The following is a 19339-nucleotide window of genomic DNA, read 5'->3' as shown; positions in this document are numbered from 1 at the left end:
CCTAGGCTTCCTTGCGCCAGGCGGCAATATTCCAGGTGTTCATATCCCAGGGCGTGAGGCTAACCCCCGTAAGGCGATCGCCAATCCCGGCGGTCTCTGCCCGGTGAATGAGGGGAATGACCGCAACCTCTTGAATCAGCAAATCATTGAGGCGAATTAAAGAGGCTTGCCGCTCTTCTGGATCGAGGGCTTGGGTGGTTGCGGCCCAGAGTTCGTCATAATCGGGGTTGCAATAACGGGCATAGTTATCCCCCGTCCAGTTGTTCGCCTGGGTCGGAATTTCAGCGCAGGTGTAACGTTTGAAATAGGGCAAGGGATCAGGATTAGTATTGCCCGTCGTAAACATCTGCAAATCTGCCGTAAAACGTTCTGTGGTGTCCACATTGGCCGGATCGCCGGAAAAGTAAATGCTGGCGTCAATGCTTTTTAGCTCAACGGTCATCCCAATTTCGGCCAAATTTTGCTTAATAATCGCTTGGGTTTTCTGGCGGAGTGGATTCACAGAAGTCTGGAACAGCAACCGCATCTCCACGCCGTCTTGATCACGGGTCCCATCGCCGTTGGTATCGACCCAGCCCGCTTGGTCGAGGAGTGCCTTGGCCTGTTCTGGGTTGAAGCTATAGCTGGTATTAGGAGAGACGAACTCAGGGGGATTCACCACAAAATTACTGGTGGGTTTGCCCGTGACACCATACAGTTCCTGGGCAATGGTCTCGCGATCAATGGCTGTGGCGATCGCCTCCCGCACGCGCCGATCCGTCAAGAAAGGATGGGGAAAAGCCAAACTCGACCGTTCACCACTGGGGGTTTCCTGATTCGGGTCAGTGAAGTTGAGGACTAGCCGTTCACTCAAAGACCCAAAGTTCGCTAAAATTTGCCCCTGTCCCCCTGCACTCAGTTCCGTCAAAACCTTGGTTTCTACCTGGAGATTGTAGGCAAAATCTGCCTCCCCTGTTTGGAGGACAGCCCGCGCCGCTGCGGTGGCATCCCCACCCCCTTTTAGCTCTAGTCGCTCAAAACCTAACTGCTCGACATCCCGATAATGGGGATTCTTTTCGTAAACCACTACATCCCCCGGCTTAAATTCCACCACCCGGTATGGCCCTGTGCCCACCGGTAACAGATTTGCTGGCGCAGTTCTGGCCTGTTCTCCTTGGTAATCGACAAATTTGTGACGGGGTAAAATCATCCCCTCGGCCCCGACAAAAACCCCAAACCAGGCAGGGGTCACATCTTTAAAAGTAACCTTTACCGTTGTTTCGTCGATGGCTTCTACGGTTTCCACCCCCTGAAAAACCCCCGCATTAGTCGCCCCCGCCGCCGGGTTTGTAATGAATTCATAGGTAAAAACCACATCCGCCGCCGTGAACGGCTCCCCATCAGACCAACGCAAATCCGGTTTGAGTTTCCAAGTTACGGAGCGTCCATCGGCACTGAGACCCCCATTTTCGAGGCTGGGAATTTCTGCGGCTAATACAGGTACCAACTCGCTATCAGGATCAAACGTTGCTAGAGGTTCGAGGGTAATTCGGCTGGCTTCCCAGTCCTTAAAACCCGTAGAAAGATGGGGATTTAAAATGGTTGGCCCTTGCCAGTACAGCAGTCGGAGCAACGTCGGTTCGCTGGGATTTGGGGGTGTAATGTTATTGGCAGTACCACAACCCACAAGCAAGAGACAGGCGGCAGCAGCACAGGTACGGGTCAAAAAACGTTTCGCAATGGGCATGGTAACGGGTAGTCAACAACAAGCAATGGAGGACGGGGACGGGTCTTAGGGGGCAATGATGGGATTTTCGAGTTCGCCGATCCCTTCGATGGTGATCAACAGGCGATCACCAATGCGGACAGGGTGAACTCCGGCGGGAGTCCCCGTCAAAATCACATCACCGGGCAACAGGGTCATAATTTCGGAGATGTAACTCACCAATTTGGCCACGGAAAAAACCATATCCTGCACCGAGGCGGCCTGGGCTGGGTCTGGTTGTTCAGGGAGTTCTTCCCCCAGGGGCGTCACATAGGTGCGCAATTTGGCATCGGGGCTAAGCTCGCGCACAATCCAAGGGCCGAGGGGACAGAACGTATCAAATCCCTTTGCCCGCGTCCACTGGGCATCCTGCCGTTGGAGATCCCGCGCCGTCACATCATTGGCGATGGTATAGCCCCAAATTTTTCGGTGGGCCTCTTCTTCAGAGCAATGGCGGGTGCGATCGCCAATCACAAGGGCCAATTCCCCCTCAAACTCCAACTGTTGACATTGGGCCGGATACACAATGCCCTGTTGGTGGGCCACAATCGCACTGGGAGGTTTTAAAAATAACACTGGTTCCGACGGAATCGGCTGCTGGAGTTCCGCCGCATGGGCGGCATAATTATGACCCACCGCAACAATTTTTGACGGGGCGCAGGGGGCCAATAATTGGTACTCATCCGGCGCGAGACTTTCCCCCGTCGGTTGTCCCCCCAACCAAGCTGGCGCATCGATCACCTGCACTTCACGGTTGAGCTTTAGCAGTCCGTATAATACTTGCCCTTGGGGAGTTTGAACCCGAACATATCGTTGCGCCATAAATGAATTTTGATCAACTAAACACAGAACAAAGCTCCACCTCAAGGTGGCGATCGCCAATCGATGACAGACCCTCAGACCCAAGTCATGATCTGTTTTTCATCAGTTTCAGATCCAGCCAACACTCCCTAAAAGGGGGCAAGGTGTAGTAGAATTTTATATCCTTGCTTCTCGAATCGTAAAAGAAATCCGAAATTTCCACACATCGAGCGGCCTTATTGTCCAGAAGGATTTATATCAAACAGTAATGAGCAACAACTACGAAATGATGTACATCCTGCGCCCCGACCTCAGCGAAGAGCAGGTGCAGGAAGTCTCCAGCAAATACAAGACCATGCTCCAAGACTCTGGGGCAAGCGACCTTCAGGTTCAAGTACGGGGCAAGCGCCACCTCGCCTATCCGATCCAGAACTTCAACGATGGTATCTACATCCAAGTAAACTACAAAGCCGATGGCAGCCAAATCAAAGCCGTCGAGCGGGATATGCGCTTAGGGGAAATGGTTATTCGCTATCTCACCATGAAGCTGGATGCAGAACCCATTGCCCTCGAGGCCGACGCACCTCCCTCTGAGCCAGCAGCTCCTGGTGCCTAAACCTCCAGCACCCGATAAAAACTAAATCGAAAATTAACAGAGATGGGCTCCTCTAGTGTGGCCCATCTTTTTTGCATCAATGGTGGGATTCAGCGTTTGGTTAGCAGAGACATTCCCAAGGGGAATTTAGGGTGCTCTATCATGCCCTTACGAGATCTAGAGGGGCACAGCGAAGCTATTGCCGAGGGGTAAGAAAATAGCAAAGACTTCTTCCCCGGAAGCCCGGCGTCGAATTGCCAGTTTGCCGCCTAACTGTTGAAAGAGATTTTTGGTCACATCTAAATTCAGACTCAAGCTGCCCGTTTCTGGTTGGAAAATGAGTAACTGGCCAATCGCCTTTTCAAGGCATTTTTGACCCAGACCGTGGGACTGGACTTCTAACTTCAGTTGGTTGCCGGCGGTGCTGACTTGGATTTGTACCTCTGCTCCCGTCGGTAGGCGTCGCGTGAGGGTCTCGATTAACCCGGACAGCATTTGGTCTAGCATCGCTGGATCACTTACCACCTGGGGCAGGTATGGGGGCAAGGCGACCTCTAGGTTGACATTGCGCCGTTGGGCCTGTTTTTGCCAACGGGGTGTTCCCTCCTGGAAAATTTGTTCTAAGGAAATGGGCACCAGTTGCAGGGTTTGCTTCGGGTGATGGGATGGAGTTTCCAATTCGGCCGCCCGAAAAATAAGTTCCATGCGCCGGATTTGTTCGTTGCACTCTTGCTCAATGGTTTCAATGCGTTTGACAATATCCTGAGTCAGTTGGGTTTTCTTTTTTAACAACAACTTTGTCATGGTACGGATCGTTGTTAGAGGAGTGCGAATTTCATGGGTGAGGGCCTGCAATAGCTCTAATTCCGGTTGAGCTTGGGCAGTTGGTTCAGGGGTTTGGTGGGGTTCTGGAGATGGTAGGGAATCAGCCTGGGGTAAATTAACCGTCAGCGATCGCACCATTAACTGGCTAAACCGGGAGACAAGACGATAGTCCGGAACAACCTCAGCGAAGCGGGGCCAAAGTTGGGCGAGGGTTTGGAACTGAAATGGTTGCGTTAGGGCCATGCGCCACTGCAAAATTTGCCAAATGGCGGCGATCGCCTCTGGGTCAAACGAAAAGAGCAATCCCTGGGGAGACAGGGCCATCGCAAAATTGAACTTCGCCGTCAAAATCAAACAAAATTGTTCCTGGGCCAGGGGATCATTGGGCAGAATTGGAAACTCAACGATTTGATTATTGTGGTGCCGAATGCTTTGATTCAAGCCGGCCCCCGGCAATTGCAGATGACTCAGGGCAATGTCCTGGAGATTTTTCGGCGTTAAAATGTAATGATGGTGGTGGCGGGTGATTTGGGGCGCGTCAAAGACTGGGCTAGGGCTCGATAAAATAACACCACGGGTTTCGCCCCCGGAGCGCAGGAGTAAATCCGTTAAGGCGGCGATCGCCGCGCGCCACTGCCCAGTTTGTCCAGAAGAAGAGGAAGACGAAAAAATCGGGTTAAAGTCCTGGAGAATGCCGGCCACCGTTTGCTGAATGTTGAGTTCTTCTAGTTTCTTTAAATCCACCACAGTATTGCTCTCTTCTGACCCTAGGTTATATTGATACTAAAAGGATTTTTTCCAAAATAGAAGCAGTACAACCGAACATCACCGAGTGGGGTTTTACCTGCTATTTCTTTTCCCTCAGCCATCAACTTCAGATTGGTTCTCCGGCTGCCATAGATTCTTGTAAGCCATGAATTTCTATAACCTTTACCGCTGGATTCTCCTCGGCATCACCCTCTACAACGTTGGGAATGTCCTGCTAACGGCCCTGGAGTATCGGCAATATTACGAAAAACTGCCCCTAAAATTGCGCCATTATTTACAACAAAAAACAGCCCGCATTCTTGGAGAAAAGATGAATACCTATAAAAAAGAATTGTGGGTAAATTTTGGTTTATTATTGCTGCTAATTAGTTTAAATGGCATTTCCTTTATGATTTGAGCTGCAACCGATTAATAATCACTATCGGCGACACAGATCCCCTTACATTTGATGCCATTGGTCGCAGTGCGCTTGCAGTGAAGACACAGCACCTTTTCTGATGTTGTTGTGGTTCCCTGGGCGGGTGCTGGCTGGGTCTTTTTTTTCTCAGTCATAGATGCTTAGGATAATTCAGTTTTACAAAGGCAATGGGTAAACCCAGTGCGCCTCCATTAATCCTAAAGAAAAACAAAAGATTGCGGCAACGGCAGATATCCGCAGGAATAATAGTCTAAGCGAATATTCAAACGCCTTTCATACTGGTTAACAATTGACTGTTTTAAGAAGCCCATAACGAGATTTGAACTCGTGACCTCTCCCTTACCAAGGGAGTGCTCTACCCCTGAGCCATATGGGCAATGTGGTGGGCCGAGCTGGATTCGAACCAGCGTAGACATAGTCAGCGGATTTACAGTCCGCCCCCATTAACCACTCGGGCACCGACCCACGTTTTTTTGTTTTCACAGTTATCAATCCTAGCATAAAAATAAAATATTGCAAGGCGATCGCCAATTTTTTTCTGACAGATCCCCAATTCAATTTTTATCGATCAGAAAACCGCCCTGGCAAACCCGGCTCACGGGGGGCATAATCGCTCTCATCATAAATTTCTCCCACCAGCTCTTCGAGTAAGTCCTCTAGGGTGACGAGACCCACCGTTCCCCCATACTCATCAACGACAATGGCGATGTGGAGGCGTTGTTGGAGCATTTCTTTGAGCAAATCGGCTACCCGCTTCGTTTCAGGGATATAAACGGGCGTATCCATCACAGAACGGACAATGGCTGGGGTCTGGGTCTGGGGAGATTCTGGAGAATGGAGACCCTTGAGAGCTTGCTTGAGGTTAACGATGCCGATGATGTGGTCTTTGGATTGTTCCTGGACAGGAATGCGGGTGTAGCCCGTTTCGAGGCAGAGGTTGACCAACTCCTGGAGGGTGGCATCGTGGGCGATGGTTTGCATATCGATGCGCGGTTTAACTACATCTTTGACCATCATTTCATCGAGGAGGAGAGCATTCCCTAAAATGCGGCGACGTTGCAGATCAAGCTTGCCTTTCCCCCCCAGGATTTCGATCATCAGTTGCAGTTCGGTGAGGGTTTCGCTGGTGGGAGAATTTTTATTCTGGCGGCCTTCAAAGATCTTGATCGTTTTTTCGGTGATGGTTTCAAAGATATAAATGATCCCCAAGGACGACAGAATACGCGACAGCCAATAGATGGGCGGCACAACGAAGGTAAAGGCCGAGCGCACGTTGAGAATGGCGAGGGACTTGGGGGTGATCTCTGCAAAAATGAGGACGACAATGGTGACGACAGCCGTCGCAATCCCGATCCCGGCGTTCCCTAACCAAATCGCGAAGAGGTTACTGGTGAGAATCGCTGAGAAATTATTAACGAGATTGTTCCCCAGCAGCAGGGTCGTGATAAATCGCGTCCGATTTTTGAGGACGATCCGGAAGATGCCCTGGGGATCGCCTTGGCGCTTAATCAGTCCTTCGAGTTTGAGGTTATCAAAGGCGGTAATGGCGGTCTCGGAGCCAGAGAAAAAGGCAGAAAGGCCAATCATGACCACCAAAACAGCGAGATCAAGCCAGACTTCCCCCAACAGGGGGCTTGGTTTGCTAGATTCAGCGGCGGCGATCGCAAACAGGAAATTCAAAGTGTGTCGTAGGAGCTAGAGGTGACTGGATTAGTTTAGAACGAATAGGCGGTTGTGAGACCCCAGATCACCAGGGCGGCGATCGCCCCTAAAACTAAAACAGCAGAAACGGCGACGACGATGGGTTTATCTGCGCCGTCAAATTTCATGATGCCACGATTGAGATCAGACATAGTCAGTGCAGCGGCTCCTTACCCGCTAAAGTCAAAGGATGATTGTTTATCTATTAAGGGTAGCGAAAACTGCGCCCCTTCACGCATCGAAAACGCAAAATATCAAGAAACGGAGAGGGGCGTGACGATGGTCTTCGGCTTATTGAGGTGTTGGTAATGGCGATCGGCCTCTTTCCAAACTTTGCCATCCAGGGCACTCTGTTCAATCAAACTTGCAAGGCGGAGCGCTTTTAAGGCCTGCTCCCCACCAACGGAAGGCTGTTCGCCCCCCCGGACACATTGAACGAAATGTTCGAGTTCGGCATGGAGCGGTTCGATATTACTGGTGTAAACTTGCTCGATCAAACCATCCTGACGGTAAAGAACTTGGCCATAGTCGGTGGTGTAATTGGCGGTGGTTTGGCGGTGAATTTCGATTTCGTTATTGAGAAAATCGGCTTCGGTGAGGGAATTCTGGCAGTGGGCGGCGATCGTGCGAATTTTGCGGTGGGTGACTTTGCTCGCCGTGAGGGTCGCCACGATGCCATTGGCAAAATTCAAGGTGGCTGTTACATAATCTAAATGGTTAGAGTCGTCTTTCTTTGAACCCGTAGCCGTTAGTTGGACCACCGGAGAAGCTGCCATCTCTAAGAGCAGATCAATATCATGGATCATTAAATCCAAGACGACGGAAACATCGTTTGCCCGTTGGGAATAGGGGCTCATGCGATGGGCTTCGATTGCCAAGAGCTTTTCGGTTTTGAGCACTTTGCTCAGTTCTTGGAAGGCGGGATTAAACCGTTCGATGTGACCAACTTGAAGAATGACATTATGTTCAGCGGCCGCATTTACAAGGGCTTCGGCTTCACTGATACTCGCCGCGATGGGTTTTTCGATCATCACGTGTTTGCCCGCTGCCATGCACTCTAGGCCCACTTGGTAATGGAGCTTGGTAGGAACCGCAATGCAAACCGCATCGACGAGGGGCAGTAGGGCGTGGTAGTCCTCAAAGTAACGGATGCGATATTTACTGGCGAGGTCTAAGCCGCGTTCAACGTTGAGATCCGCGACGCCAATGAGTTCAACATCTTTGAGGAGGCTAAGGACACGGGTGTGGTGTTGCCCCATGTTGCCTACGCCAATCACGCCGATTCTGAGATTCGTATTGGGGGATAGACTGGACTGTAGTTGGGCCATAAGATTTAGGAAACTCCTTGAACTCCTCCACCGCAGATGATGAGGGATGATGTTGCCTCGCCACCTTTTTGACTACCGATGGTAGCACGGATGTCCGGAGTCTAAAGAATTGATAAGTAGATTTTGTGGAATGGCAGAGGGTGATCGCCAATGGATCCGGCCCTGGGATAATTCTTGGGGCGATCGCCAAGTGGTTGACAAATTGCTGGGCTATTCAACTCATTTTTTTCGACGCAAAATCGCCCCGGAAAGTTCGCCCCAAAAGTGCAGTTAAGGGTTGCCCTGGGCTTCGAGTTTGGCGAGGCGACTTTGCAGTTGTTTGTTGTCTTCCCGCAGTTTATCGAGGTCTTCGCGCAATCCTTGAATCGCTTTATCGGTGCTGAGTTTTTTCTGGAGGCTGCTCACGGTTTCCTCGGCCCGCTGGCGGACGCGCTTGTCGGGGGCTTGGTTGGCCAAGGTTTGGAGGAGCGTAACAGCTTTGGGATTTTCGATCTGGCCGAGAGCGCTCACAATGGCAACTTGGGTGAGGAAGAAGGTTTCCCTGGCGATCGCCTCTAAGCGATTGAGAATGACTGCTAATTTGTCGTTGGTTTGGCCGCTGGCGACGGTACCTAGAGCCCGGATCGCGGCAAGGCGTAGCGGTTGGGGGATGCCCAATTCGGTGTAGGGCAGGATCGCATCCACGGCTTCGGGGGAGGTTTTCATCGCGGCGAGTCCGCCAATTGCTCCGGCCCGGACAACTTCATTCCAACCTGCGCGGGTTTTGAGGATCTGGTTAAGCAAATCACGGGTGGCCTCGGCTTTGTCCGTTAAACCAACAGCAACCATTGCGCCTAGGGTGCGGGCGGCGGCGGCTTCGGTATAGTAGCTGGCATCTCCTGCCAAGAGAAAAGTTTTCATCGCTTCGTAGCTGCTTTCGGTTTTAAACTTACCGAGGCTAGATAGGGTGGCACGACGCACACGGGGATGGGAATCTTTTAAACCTGCCATCAGGGCATCCTCGGCTTGATTGAGTTGGATTGTCCCGAGGGCTTTGGCAATCTCTACCCGTACACCCCAAAACGCTTCTGTTGTTAAAGCTGTTTGCAACGTATTGACCGCTTCGAGGTTTCCTTCCTTGGCGATCGCCTCGGCTGCTTGAATGCGAGAAATGGGATCGGAATCATGGGTCAGTTGATTTTTTAGTTCCGCCATCGGGTAGGACAATTTCACCGTTTTTGTCCAATGATTGCCCACATCAAAGCTGACAAAATCCGGTTTCCGGTCGAGGGGAATATAAAAGGTATGTTCCGCATCGTTGAGCCTAAAGGTAAAGGTTTTTTGGCTGACTGTTTTCCCATCGAGATAGTTAAAGGCAATGGGAATTTTTAGATCAAACAGGACTTTTTCGTCTTTTTTCCCTTGGGTCTGTTTCACGGTCAATTTAGCTAAACCATTTTCCCCGTCCCAACTGTAAGCCACCTCAAAATCCGGATGCCCACCCCGAAAAACATATTGATCAAACAAAGGCGCAAGGTTAAACCCAGTGGATTCCTCAATCGCCCGCAGGAGATCAACGGTTTCGACGGTTTGGTGGGCGTGCTTTTGGACAAACTTTTGAATTGCTTTTGAGAACAACTCATCACCAAGCACCGTGCGGATCATGTGGTAGACGCAAGCGCCTTTTTCGTAGAGGTGGCGGTCATAGAGTTCAATGGGGGCGCGATAAACATGGGTGACGATGGGGCGACGGTAACGGCTGCTGTCTTCGTCGAGATAGTTCCGCATCTGTTCGAGGAGATAATAGGCCGCTTCCTCCTTGCCATATTCATGTTCCGTCCAGAGCACCTCGGCGTAGGTGGCCATCCCTTCTTTGATCCAGGCGTGGCTCCAATGTTTGATCACCACCAGATCGCCAAACCATTGGTGGGCTAACTCGTGTAACACGAGGGTTTCGGTGCGTTGATCGTCGAGGCTCGCCCGTTCGTCAAGTAAACAGCGATCCGTTAAAAGGGTGGTAGATGTGTTTTCCATGCCGCCGAAAATAAAGTCATCGACGCACACTTGGGCATATTTCGGGAAGGGATATTTGTAGCCGTAGATTTCACTGAGAAAAGCCATCATCTGGGGCGTTTTGCCCATGCTGCGATCGCCATCGGCTTCGCGCCCTTTTTCGACGTAGTAGAGAACGGGGATGCCTTGCCATTCGGTTTTTGTTTCAGCAAAATCACCCACGGCCAAGGTGATCAGATATGACGGGTGAATTTCCTTTTGATACCAGTGATATTCTGTTTTTTTTCCTTGTTTCTCACTGCTGATCAATTCACCATTGGATATAGCGCGGTAGGGTTTCGGCACCCGGATTTTCAGTTCAGAAGTGGCAAGTTGGCCGGGATAGTCGAAACAGGGGAACCAAAAACGGGAGTCTTCATCTTCTCCCTGAGTCCACACCTGCACAGGTTTATCGGGGTAATGGTCGTCCGGCTGAATGAAATAAATGCCCCGCTGGGGTTCCGTTAATCGGTAGGCGATCGCCAACTCAATTTTTTTCGTCGTCGTCGGTTGCAGTAAGCGGATATTCAGGGTTTCGCCATCATAATCAAAGGGCTGACTAACGCTGCCAATGCACACCGATTCAATGGCCATGTCCACCGCATCGAGGGTCAGGGAAGTTACCCCAGAACGCACCGGAGCCAAGGTAATCGTGCAAGTCCCAAAGAGCGATCGCCCCGTAATGTCGAGATCCAAATCCAAATAGATATGCTCCACCTGTCCCGGACGGTCGGGGTTGTAGTGGGGTTTTGCGCCGGGCAACTCAAAAGAACGGGTCGTTTCTGTATCCACAAACGCTTCAAAATTAATTCCAGACATTTTGCTCGACATATCCTCAGGCTCAAAAGGCGATCGCCGCCCATAAAATTCATTCGTTTCAAATCATAACAACCCCGTTGATGGGCCAGCCAACCATGCCCAGATATCCCCACTGCCTTCCCCAAAAACTTGCTGTCATAATGGAAAACAGCGTAAACATCAGAAAAATTAACCGCATATGACCCAGAATCCCCTCCTCATCGGCCATGGTCTGCCCCCCTTCGCCGAGATCAAAGCCGAGCACGTTGAACCCGCTGTCACCACTCTTCTGGCGGAACTAGAGCAACAGGTCAGCGATCTTGAGACGAACCTCAAACCCACCTGGACAGACTTTGTCGAACCCCTTACCCAGCTCGAAGAAAAACTGATGTGGACTTGGGGGGTGATCGGTCATCTCATGAGTGTCAAAAACAGTACAGAACTGCGCGCCGCCTACGAAACAATGCAACCTGCTGTAGTGCAGTTTATCAACCGCTGGAGCCAAAGTCGCCCCATCTACGAAGGGTACAAAGCGATCCGCGAAAGCGACCAATGGGACAAACTAGAACCCGCCCAGCAACGCATTATCGAAACCGCCCTCAAGGAAGCCGAACTCGCTGGGGTGAGCCTTGAAGGAGAAACCAAAGAGAAATTCAACGCGATCCAATTAGAATTAGCGGATCTTTCAACGAAATTTTCAAATAATGTCCTCGATGCGACCAAGGCCTTTAAACTCAAACTGACCAATAAAGAAGATATCGCCGGGTTACCCGATAGCGCCCTGAGTCTCGCCGCCCAAACCGCCCGCAGTGAAGGGGAAGAAAACGCGACCCCAGAAAATGGCCCCTGGGTCATTACCCTTGATTACCCCAGCTACCTCCCCTTTTTGAAATATGCCGAAAACCGGGAACTGCGGGAAAAAGTCTACAAAGCAGCAGTCTCGAAGGCTTCTTCTGGGGAATTTGATAATCACCCCCACATTGATCGCATCCTTGAGTTGCGTAAACAAAAGGCCCAAATTTTAGGCTTTGAAAATTACGCCGAACTGAGTCTAGCCCGGAAAATGGCACCGAGTGTAGCCGCCGTTGAACAACTTATGGAAGAGTTGCGCCAAGTGAGTTTCGAGGCCGCTCAACAAGAATTGGCGACCCTAAAAACCTTTTCGGGACAGGCTGACTTGGCCCACTGGGATGTGGCTTACTGGTCAGAGAAACAACGGGAAGAAAAGTTTGGCTTTACCGCCGAAGAATTGCGCCCTTACTTTTCCCTGGGGCGGGTCTTAGAGGGTTTGTTTGGCCTAGCGCAACGCTTGTTTTCCGTCGAAATTACCGCTGCCGATGGCGAAGCCCCCGTATGGCATGAAGATGTACGTTATTTCAAAATTAACGACGAGTCTGGAGAACAAATTGCCAGTTTTTACCTTGATCCCTACAGTCGCCCGGCAGAAAAACGCGGTGGGGCTTGGATGAATGATTGCGTCGGTCGCGCGAAGTTGGTGGTGAATGGTCACACCGTTACCCGTTTACCTGTGGCTTATTTAATCTGTAACCAAACACCTCCCGTCGATGGCAAGCCCAGTTTAATGACCTTTGGGGAAGTAGAAACCCTCTTCCATGAGTTTGGCCACGGGTTACAGCATATGTTGACCCATGTGGATTACCCCGGTGCGGCGGGCATTAATAATGTCGAGTGGGATGCGGTGGAGTTGCCCAGCCAATTTATGGAAAATTGGTGCTACCACCGGGAAACGCTATTCGGGATGGCCAAGCATTACGAAACGGGAGAAACGCTGCCAGAACACTATTACCAGAAGCTCCTGGCTGCCCGCACTTATATGAGTGGCTCGGCGATGCTGCGGCAGTTGCACTTTAGCTTGCTCGACATCGAACTGCACGCGAAATACGACCCGGCCAGTGGTGAAACCCCGGAACAGGTGCGTGATCGCCTTGCTGAAACCACCACAGTCATGAAACCGTTGCCGGAAGATTCGTTCCTCTGTGCCTTTGGCCATATCTTTGCTGGGGGCTATGCGGCGGGCTATTACAGCTACAAGTGGGCGGAAGTGCTCAGTGCGGATGCGTTTGCGGCCTTTGAAGAGGCTGGCCTCGAAGATGTGGTGGCGATCGCCGATGTGGGTAGACAATTCCGCGAAACGATCCTCGGTTTAGGCGGCAGTCTCCATCCTTTGGAAGTCTTTAAGAAATTCCGGGGTCGGGAACCGCAAACAGAACCGTTGCTTCGCCATAGTGGTCTATTGCAAACTGCTTAATTTTAACTCTTAAAAGTATAGTCATGAGCCTTTGCGTTAATTCCAAGGCTCATTTTTTATTATTTCAAGTTTTATATTTTAGCTCTTCCAATAAAATTCTAGGACGAGAAACAACGACATTTGAATATAAACTTGAATGATTTTTAAGCATATACAATTCATATTCAAACCAGTCCATATCTAGCTTTTCTCGATTACATCTAGAACAAATCACCCAGAGATTCCGAAAATCCATAGAGAGCCAAGGATATTTAGAACGTGGTAATTTGTGATCAATATTTCGGCCATTGTAATAATGATACTTTTCTTCGCAAATTGGACAATTAAAGGTCGAATTTTCTTGCACCCATGCTTTACTTTTTTGTGTTGTCCCTAGCTCTCCATCACCACCAATATATCGCCAATGATTATATTTGCAGTATTCTTCAAAGTCTTCGCTCGTTAAACGATGATAGTGTTTACTGCCAATCTTTTTAGCTAAGCCCAAAAGTTCTTCAAGACTTTGGTCAAGAAAATCATTTTTTTCCATAACTTACTTTGATGAATTGCCAAAATCAACGAACTCTACTTCATTATCTGGAAAGAGTTTTTCTGCAGCAATACCAATACTTTCTAGAATATTTTGAAATTTTTCTTGGAAGTCTTTTTTTTCCTGTGAAGTCTGATACTTTTCTCCTATTCGATCAGACTCTAAAAATAATTCTTCTAGCGACATCTCATGAATTTCAGTTTCTCTTTTGAAGTCAAGAATCTTTTCATAAAGCCCAATAACCCTATTCCAACCAATGTTTTGATAGTTATTTTGTTTTAACCAAACTTGATGTTTTTTTTCTAAAAGCAGACGATGCTCCTTATTCCATCGTTGAATTCTTCGATAGGACATCCCCTTATATAACTTTTTTGATTTTGTTTTTGACATATCAACCACTTATTAAATTGACTAACTTTAACAAACCTTTTCGGATTTCGCTGTTTTCAAGATTCATCAACTTTGCCATTTCTTTTGCAAATTTCAATCTCAAGGCATCATTTATATTTTTTAGATCTCTATTTTCTCACTTTAAAATGCCATTTACATCAATCAATTGGTTGTTTCTTAACAATATTTCTTGCTTCTCTTGTTTCTCTGCATGTAGGCGCTTTTTGAGTTCTTGTTTTTGAGCTTTTAATTCTTGTATTTCTTGCTCAATTTTGCGAGTATCTTCTGATAAATCTGCTTCGATGCTTCTCAGTTTATTTTTTTGTTTTTCTAGGCTGCCAATTTTTCCTTGCAGCTCTTGGCATTCCTGCTCTATTTTTTTGCATTTCTTCTCAAGCCTACTGCGTTGTTGTCCTAAAACGCGGTTATTTTTACCTAATGTAGAATTTGTTTCAGCGAAAGACTGCACTAATTTCTGGAGAAAGACAGATCTTCCTTGCTCTAGAGAGTCTAGAAGCTCTTGGCACTCTATTTGTTGTAAAGAATTTGTAATTGCTTTATTAATTTTATATTTGTCTTTTAAAATTGCTTGTATTTCACTCTTGCTTAACATGCTAAATATCTTTCGTTATTGCACTCAAGTATTGTTTCTTTGAGAAAATCATAACAAAAAATGGTCGCAATAATAATAGTTTTGGAATTGTTGAATATTTATAATTTTTTTGAATTTTGTTTCTTTTTTTTGAAAAATATTAAAATTAATCGATATTTAAAAGACTCCCAGAATTTCTGGAAGTCTTTATTTACATTTAACTTAAGGCCAGTTAATTTAGATTGAATCTAACCAGTTTTCCTCTGGGTCAGAATCCGCGCCAACATAGGCTGGAGGATTTGTTTCTCTGGTCGGAGATTCTAAACCATTAGCTGTTTGCTCTGGCTCATCTGTCCCAAACCATTGATCATCGGGCTGTTCGGCATCAAAGGAAACAGTCGTCTCATCTTCACCCCAATCATCATCGGGTTCATCAAGTTCAGCCTCTGCAACCATGATTTCATCCGGTGCGACGACAGGAAGAATTTCTGCTTCTGTTATAGATGCCTCTTCTGTTTCTATGGGTTGCTCTTCCGGTGCTGGGGCGATCGTCTCTTCCGAAATCACCTCCTCTGGCATTGTCTCCGCAATCACCTCTGGCACTTCTCGTTCAGGTCGTTGCCGATCAAAAACCAAGGCACCCTCGACGCAATCAACTAAAATGCGATCGCCTTCCATAAAGTCCGTTTCTAAAATGCGATTAGCGATCGGGTTTTCCAATTCCCGTTGAATCGCCCGTTTTAAGGGTCTTGCCCCAAAGGTCGGATCGTAACCCGCTTCTACTACATGATCGAGAGCCGCATCCGTGAGAGATAACGTAATCTTTTGGTCGGCTAATAATTTTTCGATACGGTGAATTTGTAGTTTGACAATCTCGCGCAACTCATCCCGTTTCAGGGTATGGAAAATAATCAGTTCATCAATCCGGTTGAGAAATTCTGGGCGGAAATTTTTTCGTAATGCCCCCGTCACTTTGTCCCGCATCTTGTCGTAGTTCGCGTCATCTCCCGACAAACTAAGGATAAATTCACTACCAATATTGCTCGTCATCACAATGATCGTATTGCGGAAATCCACCACCCGCCCTTGGGAATCGGTGATCCGGCCATCATCCAGCACCTGCAACAGGATATTAAAAACATCCTTATGGGCTTTTTCCACCTCATCCAGCAGCACCACCGAATAGGGCCGCCGCCGCACCGCCTCCGACAGTTGCCCTCCTTCTTCGTAGCCCACATAACCCGGAGGCGCACCAATGAGCCGCGACACCGCGTGTTTTTCCATATATTCGGACATATCAATGCGTACCATCGCCTCTTCACTATCAAAGAGAAAAGCCGCCAAAGCCCGCGCTAATTCTGTTTTTCCGACCCCCGTCGGCCCCATAAACATAAACGAACCAATCGGACGACTGGGATCCTTCATCCCTGCTCTGGCACGACGAATTGCCGCCGAGACCGCTTCCACCGCTTCCTGCTGACCGATTACCCGCTCGTGCAAATGTCCTTCGAGTTGCAGCAGTTTTTGCCGTTCGGATTCCATCAGGCGATTCACGGGAATCCCTGTCCAACGGGCAACAATTTCGGCAATGTCAGCTTCCGTAACTTGTTCCCGGAGCATCGCATCCCCTGCCGCTTGGATTTCCAGCAGTTTGACTTCTTTTTGGCTTAGTTCTGCTTGTAAACCTTCGAGACGGCCATATTTCAATTGGGCCGCTTTGTTGAGGTCATAGGCGCGTTCTGCTTGTTCCACCTGGAGACGCAGTTGTTCTTCCTCTTCCTTGAGGGAATTAATTTCATCGATGAGATTTTTCTCGGCGAGCCATTGGGAAGAAAGGTCTTTCTGTTGAATTTCAAGGCTTTTAATTTCTTCGTCGATCCGATCTAAACGTTCCTTGGAAGCGAGGTAGGCCGGGGAAGTTGCCCCCAGTTGTTCCTCACCCTTGAGGGAAAGCTGCTCCATTTGCAGTTGCATCAAGCGACGATCAATGGCTTCGAGTTCAACGGGTTTGGAGGTAATCTCCATTTTCAGTTTGGCGGCGGCTTCGTCTACTAGATCGATCGCCTTATCGGGGAGAAAACGGTCGGTGATGTAACGGTTGGAGAGGGTGGCAGCGGCAACGAGGGCGGAGTCGGTAATATTGACGCCGTGGTGCAGTTCATAGCGTTCTTTTAAGCCCCGCAGAATGGAAACGGTATCTTCCACGGTGGGCTGTTGGACTAAAACTTGCTGGAAACGCCGTTCGAGGGCGGGATCTTTTTCGATATGTTTGCGGAATTCGTCGAGGGTGGTCGCCCCAATACAGCGCAATTCGCCCCGTGCCAACATCGGTTTGAGTAAATTCCCCGCATCCATCGAGCCATTAGCAGAACCTGCGCCAACAACGGTGTGGACTTCATCAATAAAGAGAATAATTTGTCCGTCGGACTGGGTCACTTCCTTGAGCACCGAACGTAATCGTGCCTCAAACTCTCCTCTGTATTTTGCGCCGGCAATTAGAGATCCCATATCGAGGGACATCAACTGCCGATTTTTCAGGGATTCGGGCACGTCGCCATTGACAATCCGTTGGGCCAAACCTTCGGCGATCGCCGTTTTTCCAACCCCCGGTTCACCAATGAGAACTGGATTATTTTTCGAGCGCCGAGAAAGTACCTGAATCACGCGCCGAATCTCATCATCCCGCCCAATCACCGGATCAAGTTTGCCGTCCTTGGCCTGTTCGGTGAGATCGCGGCCATATTTACTTAGAGGACTACCACCATAGGAACTGCCACTCTCTTCTTGGTTCTGGGCGGTGACCTTTTGGCTACCTTTGAGTTCTTTGATTTTGAGTTCGAGATCCTGGGGGTCGAGGTTAAAACTTTTCAGCGATCGCCGCCCGATCCGCTCATCCTCCGCAAAGCCCACCAGCAAATGCTCAACAGAAATAAAATCATCCTGCCAACTGTTACGACAGGCTTCGGCCCGGTCTAACATCACATCTAAACCTTGACCAAGATAAAGCTGATCGCCCCGCATTAGTTTGGGCTGTTGCTGGGCAAACCGTTCTAACTGCTGCTGGAGCCTGATCCCATCGACACCTGTCTGAGTCAAAATCGTTTGGGCCAATCCCTGTTCCTGCTCCTGTTCTAGCAATGACAAGAGTAGATGTTCCACCTCAAGATTTTGGTGTCTGTAGCGACGGGCGATCTCCTGTGACTTGACGATCGCATCCCAAGCTTGTTCGGTGAATTTGCTGGAATCGGTGGGCTGCATCAGTAGTTTGTTTTGGCGTTAACGGTTTTTATCAGCACAGTATAACAAGTTGCTGATTTTCCCTTGGGGGCAGTGCGAAAATTTCCCCGATCCAAATTTAGGTAAAAATACGGATTTATTTTCCTCAGAAAATCATTGAAACTGAGATCTTCTTTGTGATATGAACGCAAAGTTTATCCCCTTTACTCGGAGTGTAAGGATAAAAAGAATGAAAAAATTGGGTACTCACCTTGTGGTGGATGGTTGGGGTTCCCCTGCGAACCTCCTCAATGATCCCGAAGGTATCCGTCGGGCCATGATCGAAGCGATCGCCGCCGGAGAAGCGACTCTAATTGATCTCTGTGTCCATCAATTCAGTCCCCACGGTGTAACAGCCACCGCAACCCTTGCTGAGTCCCACATTGCCATTCATACCTGGCCCGAATATGGGTACTTTGCGGCTGATCTTTTCTTTTGTGGTCGCGGCAAACCCGTTGAAGCCATGAAATTCCTCCAGCAGGCGCTACAGGCAACGGAATGTAAAATGACCGAATTTGATCGCGGTTTCCCCAAAGAAATTTTGGTGCCCTCCATGGCTGCGGCGATCGCCTAAATAATCTAACGACTGCTCCAGGGCGAAATTGAACCTCCCCGGCAGTCCAGTTATTACTGAATAACTCAATAAGTTTAGATGCCCCTCTATGTCCCCCAGACCAGAGGGGTTCCTTGTTTTTGGGCAACAAAATGGCAGCCCCATCAAGAAACCGTCACAATTTTGGCTGTCTAAATGAATCCTTCATCATGGTCTTAACCAAAGGCGATCGCCTCCGCAGACCCTACATTAAAAGTCTTTAGCATCCTCTTAGAGAGCTTGTAATAGCGCAAAAGATAGCAACCTCGATTAGGGAAATTACCCAAGCCCCTTGATACAGAGACGCAAACGCCCTTTGATAGAATGTAGCTCATTCAATGGCCGCCATTTCTATGGAAAATCACCCCACCGACCCCCAACGACAGCCCGAAAAAACCCAGATTTCGATTCACATCGATCCAGAAGTCCTCGATCAGATCAAACATCTTACTAACGACCCCAGCAAAGTGATCGAAACTGCCGTTAAGCAGTGGCTCCGGGGCGAACGGGTCCGCGATGATGAACTGACCCGACGGTTTCGGCGTAATCCTCCAGTTCCGCCCAAGGGGGAATGGAACGATTAAGAAAGGTAAGTATATTGTTGTTAAGCTGGCCTTTACCCCCAAAATTGTTAGTCATAATGGGCCTTTGTCAGCCATCAAGGAAAAGTCCGATAAAATCC

At 49.0% G+C, this 19339-nt stretch carries 18 protein-coding genes and 2 tRNA genes; 6 read left to right on the top strand and 14 right to left on the bottom strand.

What is annotated here, in order from left to right; all coding sequences use genetic code 11:
- Position 1: 1 nt before the first annotated feature.
- Positions 2–1726, bottom strand: coding sequence for a peptide ABC transporter substrate-binding protein (locus AWQ24_RS02325; RefSeq protein WP_065715894.1), 1725 nt, complete (start codon positions 1724–1726; stop codon positions 2–4).
- 45 nt (positions 1727–1771) lie between these two features.
- Complete coding sequence (locus tag AWQ24_RS02320) at positions 1772–2566, bottom strand: fumarylacetoacetate hydrolase family protein (protein WP_030007064.1); 795 nt, start codon at positions 2564–2566, stop codon at positions 1772–1774.
- Between the two features lie 247 nt (positions 2567–2813).
- Between AWQ24_RS02320 and rpsF the strand changes: the two genes are divergently transcribed.
- Entirely contained in the window at positions 2814–3161 is a 348-nt protein-coding gene (gene rpsF / locus AWQ24_RS02315) for a 30S ribosomal protein S6 (RefSeq protein ID WP_012306075.1), read from the top strand.
- A gap of 156 nt (positions 3162–3317) precedes the next feature.
- Here rpsF and AWQ24_RS02310 read toward each other — a convergent pair whose 3' ends face one another.
- Positions 3318–4709, bottom strand: a complete 1392-nt coding sequence (locus AWQ24_RS02310; protein WP_232318857.1) for a sensor histidine kinase KdpD — start codon at positions 4707–4709, stop codon at positions 3318–3320.
- A gap of 169 nt (positions 4710–4878) precedes the next feature.
- Between AWQ24_RS02310 and AWQ24_RS02305 the strand changes: the two genes are divergently transcribed.
- A complete protein-coding gene (locus AWQ24_RS02305; protein WP_030007062.1) occupies positions 4879–5130 on the top strand; it encodes a hypothetical protein in 252 nt (83 codons plus the stop codon).
- 11 nt (positions 5131–5141) lie between these two features.
- On the opposite strand, the gene AWQ24_RS16380 is transcribed toward AWQ24_RS02305, so the two are convergent.
- The 6 genes from AWQ24_RS16380 to AWQ24_RS02285 form a co-directional block, all read right to left on the bottom strand.
- Positions 5142–5285: a hypothetical protein gene (locus AWQ24_RS16380; RefSeq protein WP_198158683.1), complete on the bottom strand. Its 144-nt coding sequence runs from the start codon at positions 5283–5285 to the stop codon at positions 5142–5144.
- A 170-nt stretch (positions 5286–5455) separates the two neighbouring features.
- Positions 5456–5527 (bottom strand) — tRNA-Thr (locus tag AWQ24_RS02300).
- A gap of 4 nt (positions 5528–5531) precedes the next feature.
- Positions 5532–5616: transfer RNA gene (locus AWQ24_RS02295), tRNA-Tyr, on the bottom strand.
- Between the two features lie 96 nt (positions 5617–5712).
- Complete coding sequence (locus AWQ24_RS02290) at positions 5713–6738, bottom strand: hemolysin family protein (protein WP_315862029.1); 1026 nt, start codon at positions 6736–6738, stop codon at positions 5713–5715.
- Between the two features lie 128 nt (positions 6739–6866).
- A complete protein-coding gene (locus tag AWQ24_RS16375) occupies positions 6867–7004 on the bottom strand; it encodes a hypothetical protein (RefSeq protein ID WP_012306071.1) in 138 nt (45 codons plus the stop codon).
- Positions 7005–7106: 102 nt separating this feature from the next.
- Complete coding sequence (locus AWQ24_RS02285) at positions 7107–8180, bottom strand: Gfo/Idh/MocA family protein (RefSeq protein WP_012306070.1); 1074 nt, start codon at positions 8178–8180, stop codon at positions 7107–7109.
- A gap of 130 nt (positions 8181–8310) precedes the next feature.
- Here AWQ24_RS02285 and AWQ24_RS16190 point away from each other — a divergent pair, with 130 nt between their 5' ends.
- On the top strand, positions 8311–8454 hold the full coding sequence (locus AWQ24_RS16190; protein ID WP_157096820.1) for a hypothetical protein: 144 nt from the start codon (positions 8311–8313) through the stop codon (positions 8452–8454).
- Here the strand turns inward: AWQ24_RS16190 and AWQ24_RS02280 are convergent.
- A complete protein-coding gene (locus AWQ24_RS02280; RefSeq protein ID WP_065715892.1) occupies positions 8451–11030 on the bottom strand; it encodes a M1 family metallopeptidase in 2580 nt (859 codons plus the stop codon). The two genes, AWQ24_RS16190 and AWQ24_RS02280, sit on opposite strands and share 4 nt — an antisense overlap.
- 178 nt (positions 11031–11208) lie before the next feature.
- On the opposite strand from AWQ24_RS02280, the gene AWQ24_RS02275 reads away from it, so the two are divergent.
- Positions 11209–13278: a M3 family metallopeptidase gene (locus tag AWQ24_RS02275; protein ID WP_065715891.1), complete on the top strand. Its 2070-nt coding sequence runs from the start codon at positions 11209–11211 to the stop codon at positions 13276–13278.
- Between the two features lie 64 nt (positions 13279–13342).
- Here the strand turns inward: AWQ24_RS02275 and AWQ24_RS02270 are convergent, their stop codons facing one another.
- The 4 genes from AWQ24_RS02270 to clpB form a co-directional block, all read right to left on the bottom strand.
- Positions 13343–13807: an HNH endonuclease gene (locus AWQ24_RS02270; protein ID WP_065715890.1), complete on the bottom strand. Its 465-nt coding sequence runs from the start codon at positions 13805–13807 to the stop codon at positions 13343–13345.
- 3 nt (positions 13808–13810) lie between these two features.
- The gene (locus AWQ24_RS16035) at positions 13811–14206 is read right to left on the bottom strand and encodes a hypothetical protein (protein ID WP_157096819.1); all 396 of its coding nucleotides are present in this window, start codon (positions 14204–14206) and stop codon (positions 13811–13813) included.
- A gap of 127 nt (positions 14207–14333) precedes the next feature.
- On the bottom strand, positions 14334–14810 hold the full coding sequence (locus AWQ24_RS02260) for a hypothetical protein (protein ID WP_065715889.1): 477 nt from the start codon (positions 14808–14810) through the stop codon (positions 14334–14336).
- A 216-nt stretch (positions 14811–15026) separates the two neighbouring features.
- Entirely contained in the window at positions 15027–18047 is a 3021-nt protein-coding gene (gene clpB, locus AWQ24_RS02255; RefSeq protein WP_065715888.1) for an ATP-dependent chaperone ClpB, read from the bottom strand.
- Between the two features lie 208 nt (positions 18048–18255).
- Between clpB and speD the strand changes: the two genes are divergently transcribed.
- Together speD and AWQ24_RS02245 are read left to right on the top strand one after the other, a co-directional pair.
- On the top strand, positions 18256–18639 hold the full coding sequence (gene speD / locus AWQ24_RS02250) for an adenosylmethionine decarboxylase (RefSeq protein WP_041443332.1): 384 nt from the start codon (positions 18256–18258) through the stop codon (positions 18637–18639).
- A gap of 371 nt (positions 18640–19010) precedes the next feature.
- On the top strand, positions 19011–19241 hold the full coding sequence (locus AWQ24_RS02245) for a hypothetical protein (protein ID WP_030007054.1): 231 nt from the start codon (positions 19011–19013) through the stop codon (positions 19239–19241).
- Positions 19242–19339: the final 98 nt, after the last annotated feature.

This window comes from Picosynechococcus sp. PCC 8807 (genome assembly GCF_001693295.1).
In the GTDB taxonomy this organism is placed as follows: domain Bacteria; phylum Cyanobacteriota; class Cyanobacteriia; order Cyanobacteriales; family MRBY01; genus MRBY01.
This window is presented reverse-complemented; position numbering and strand designations above follow the sequence as displayed.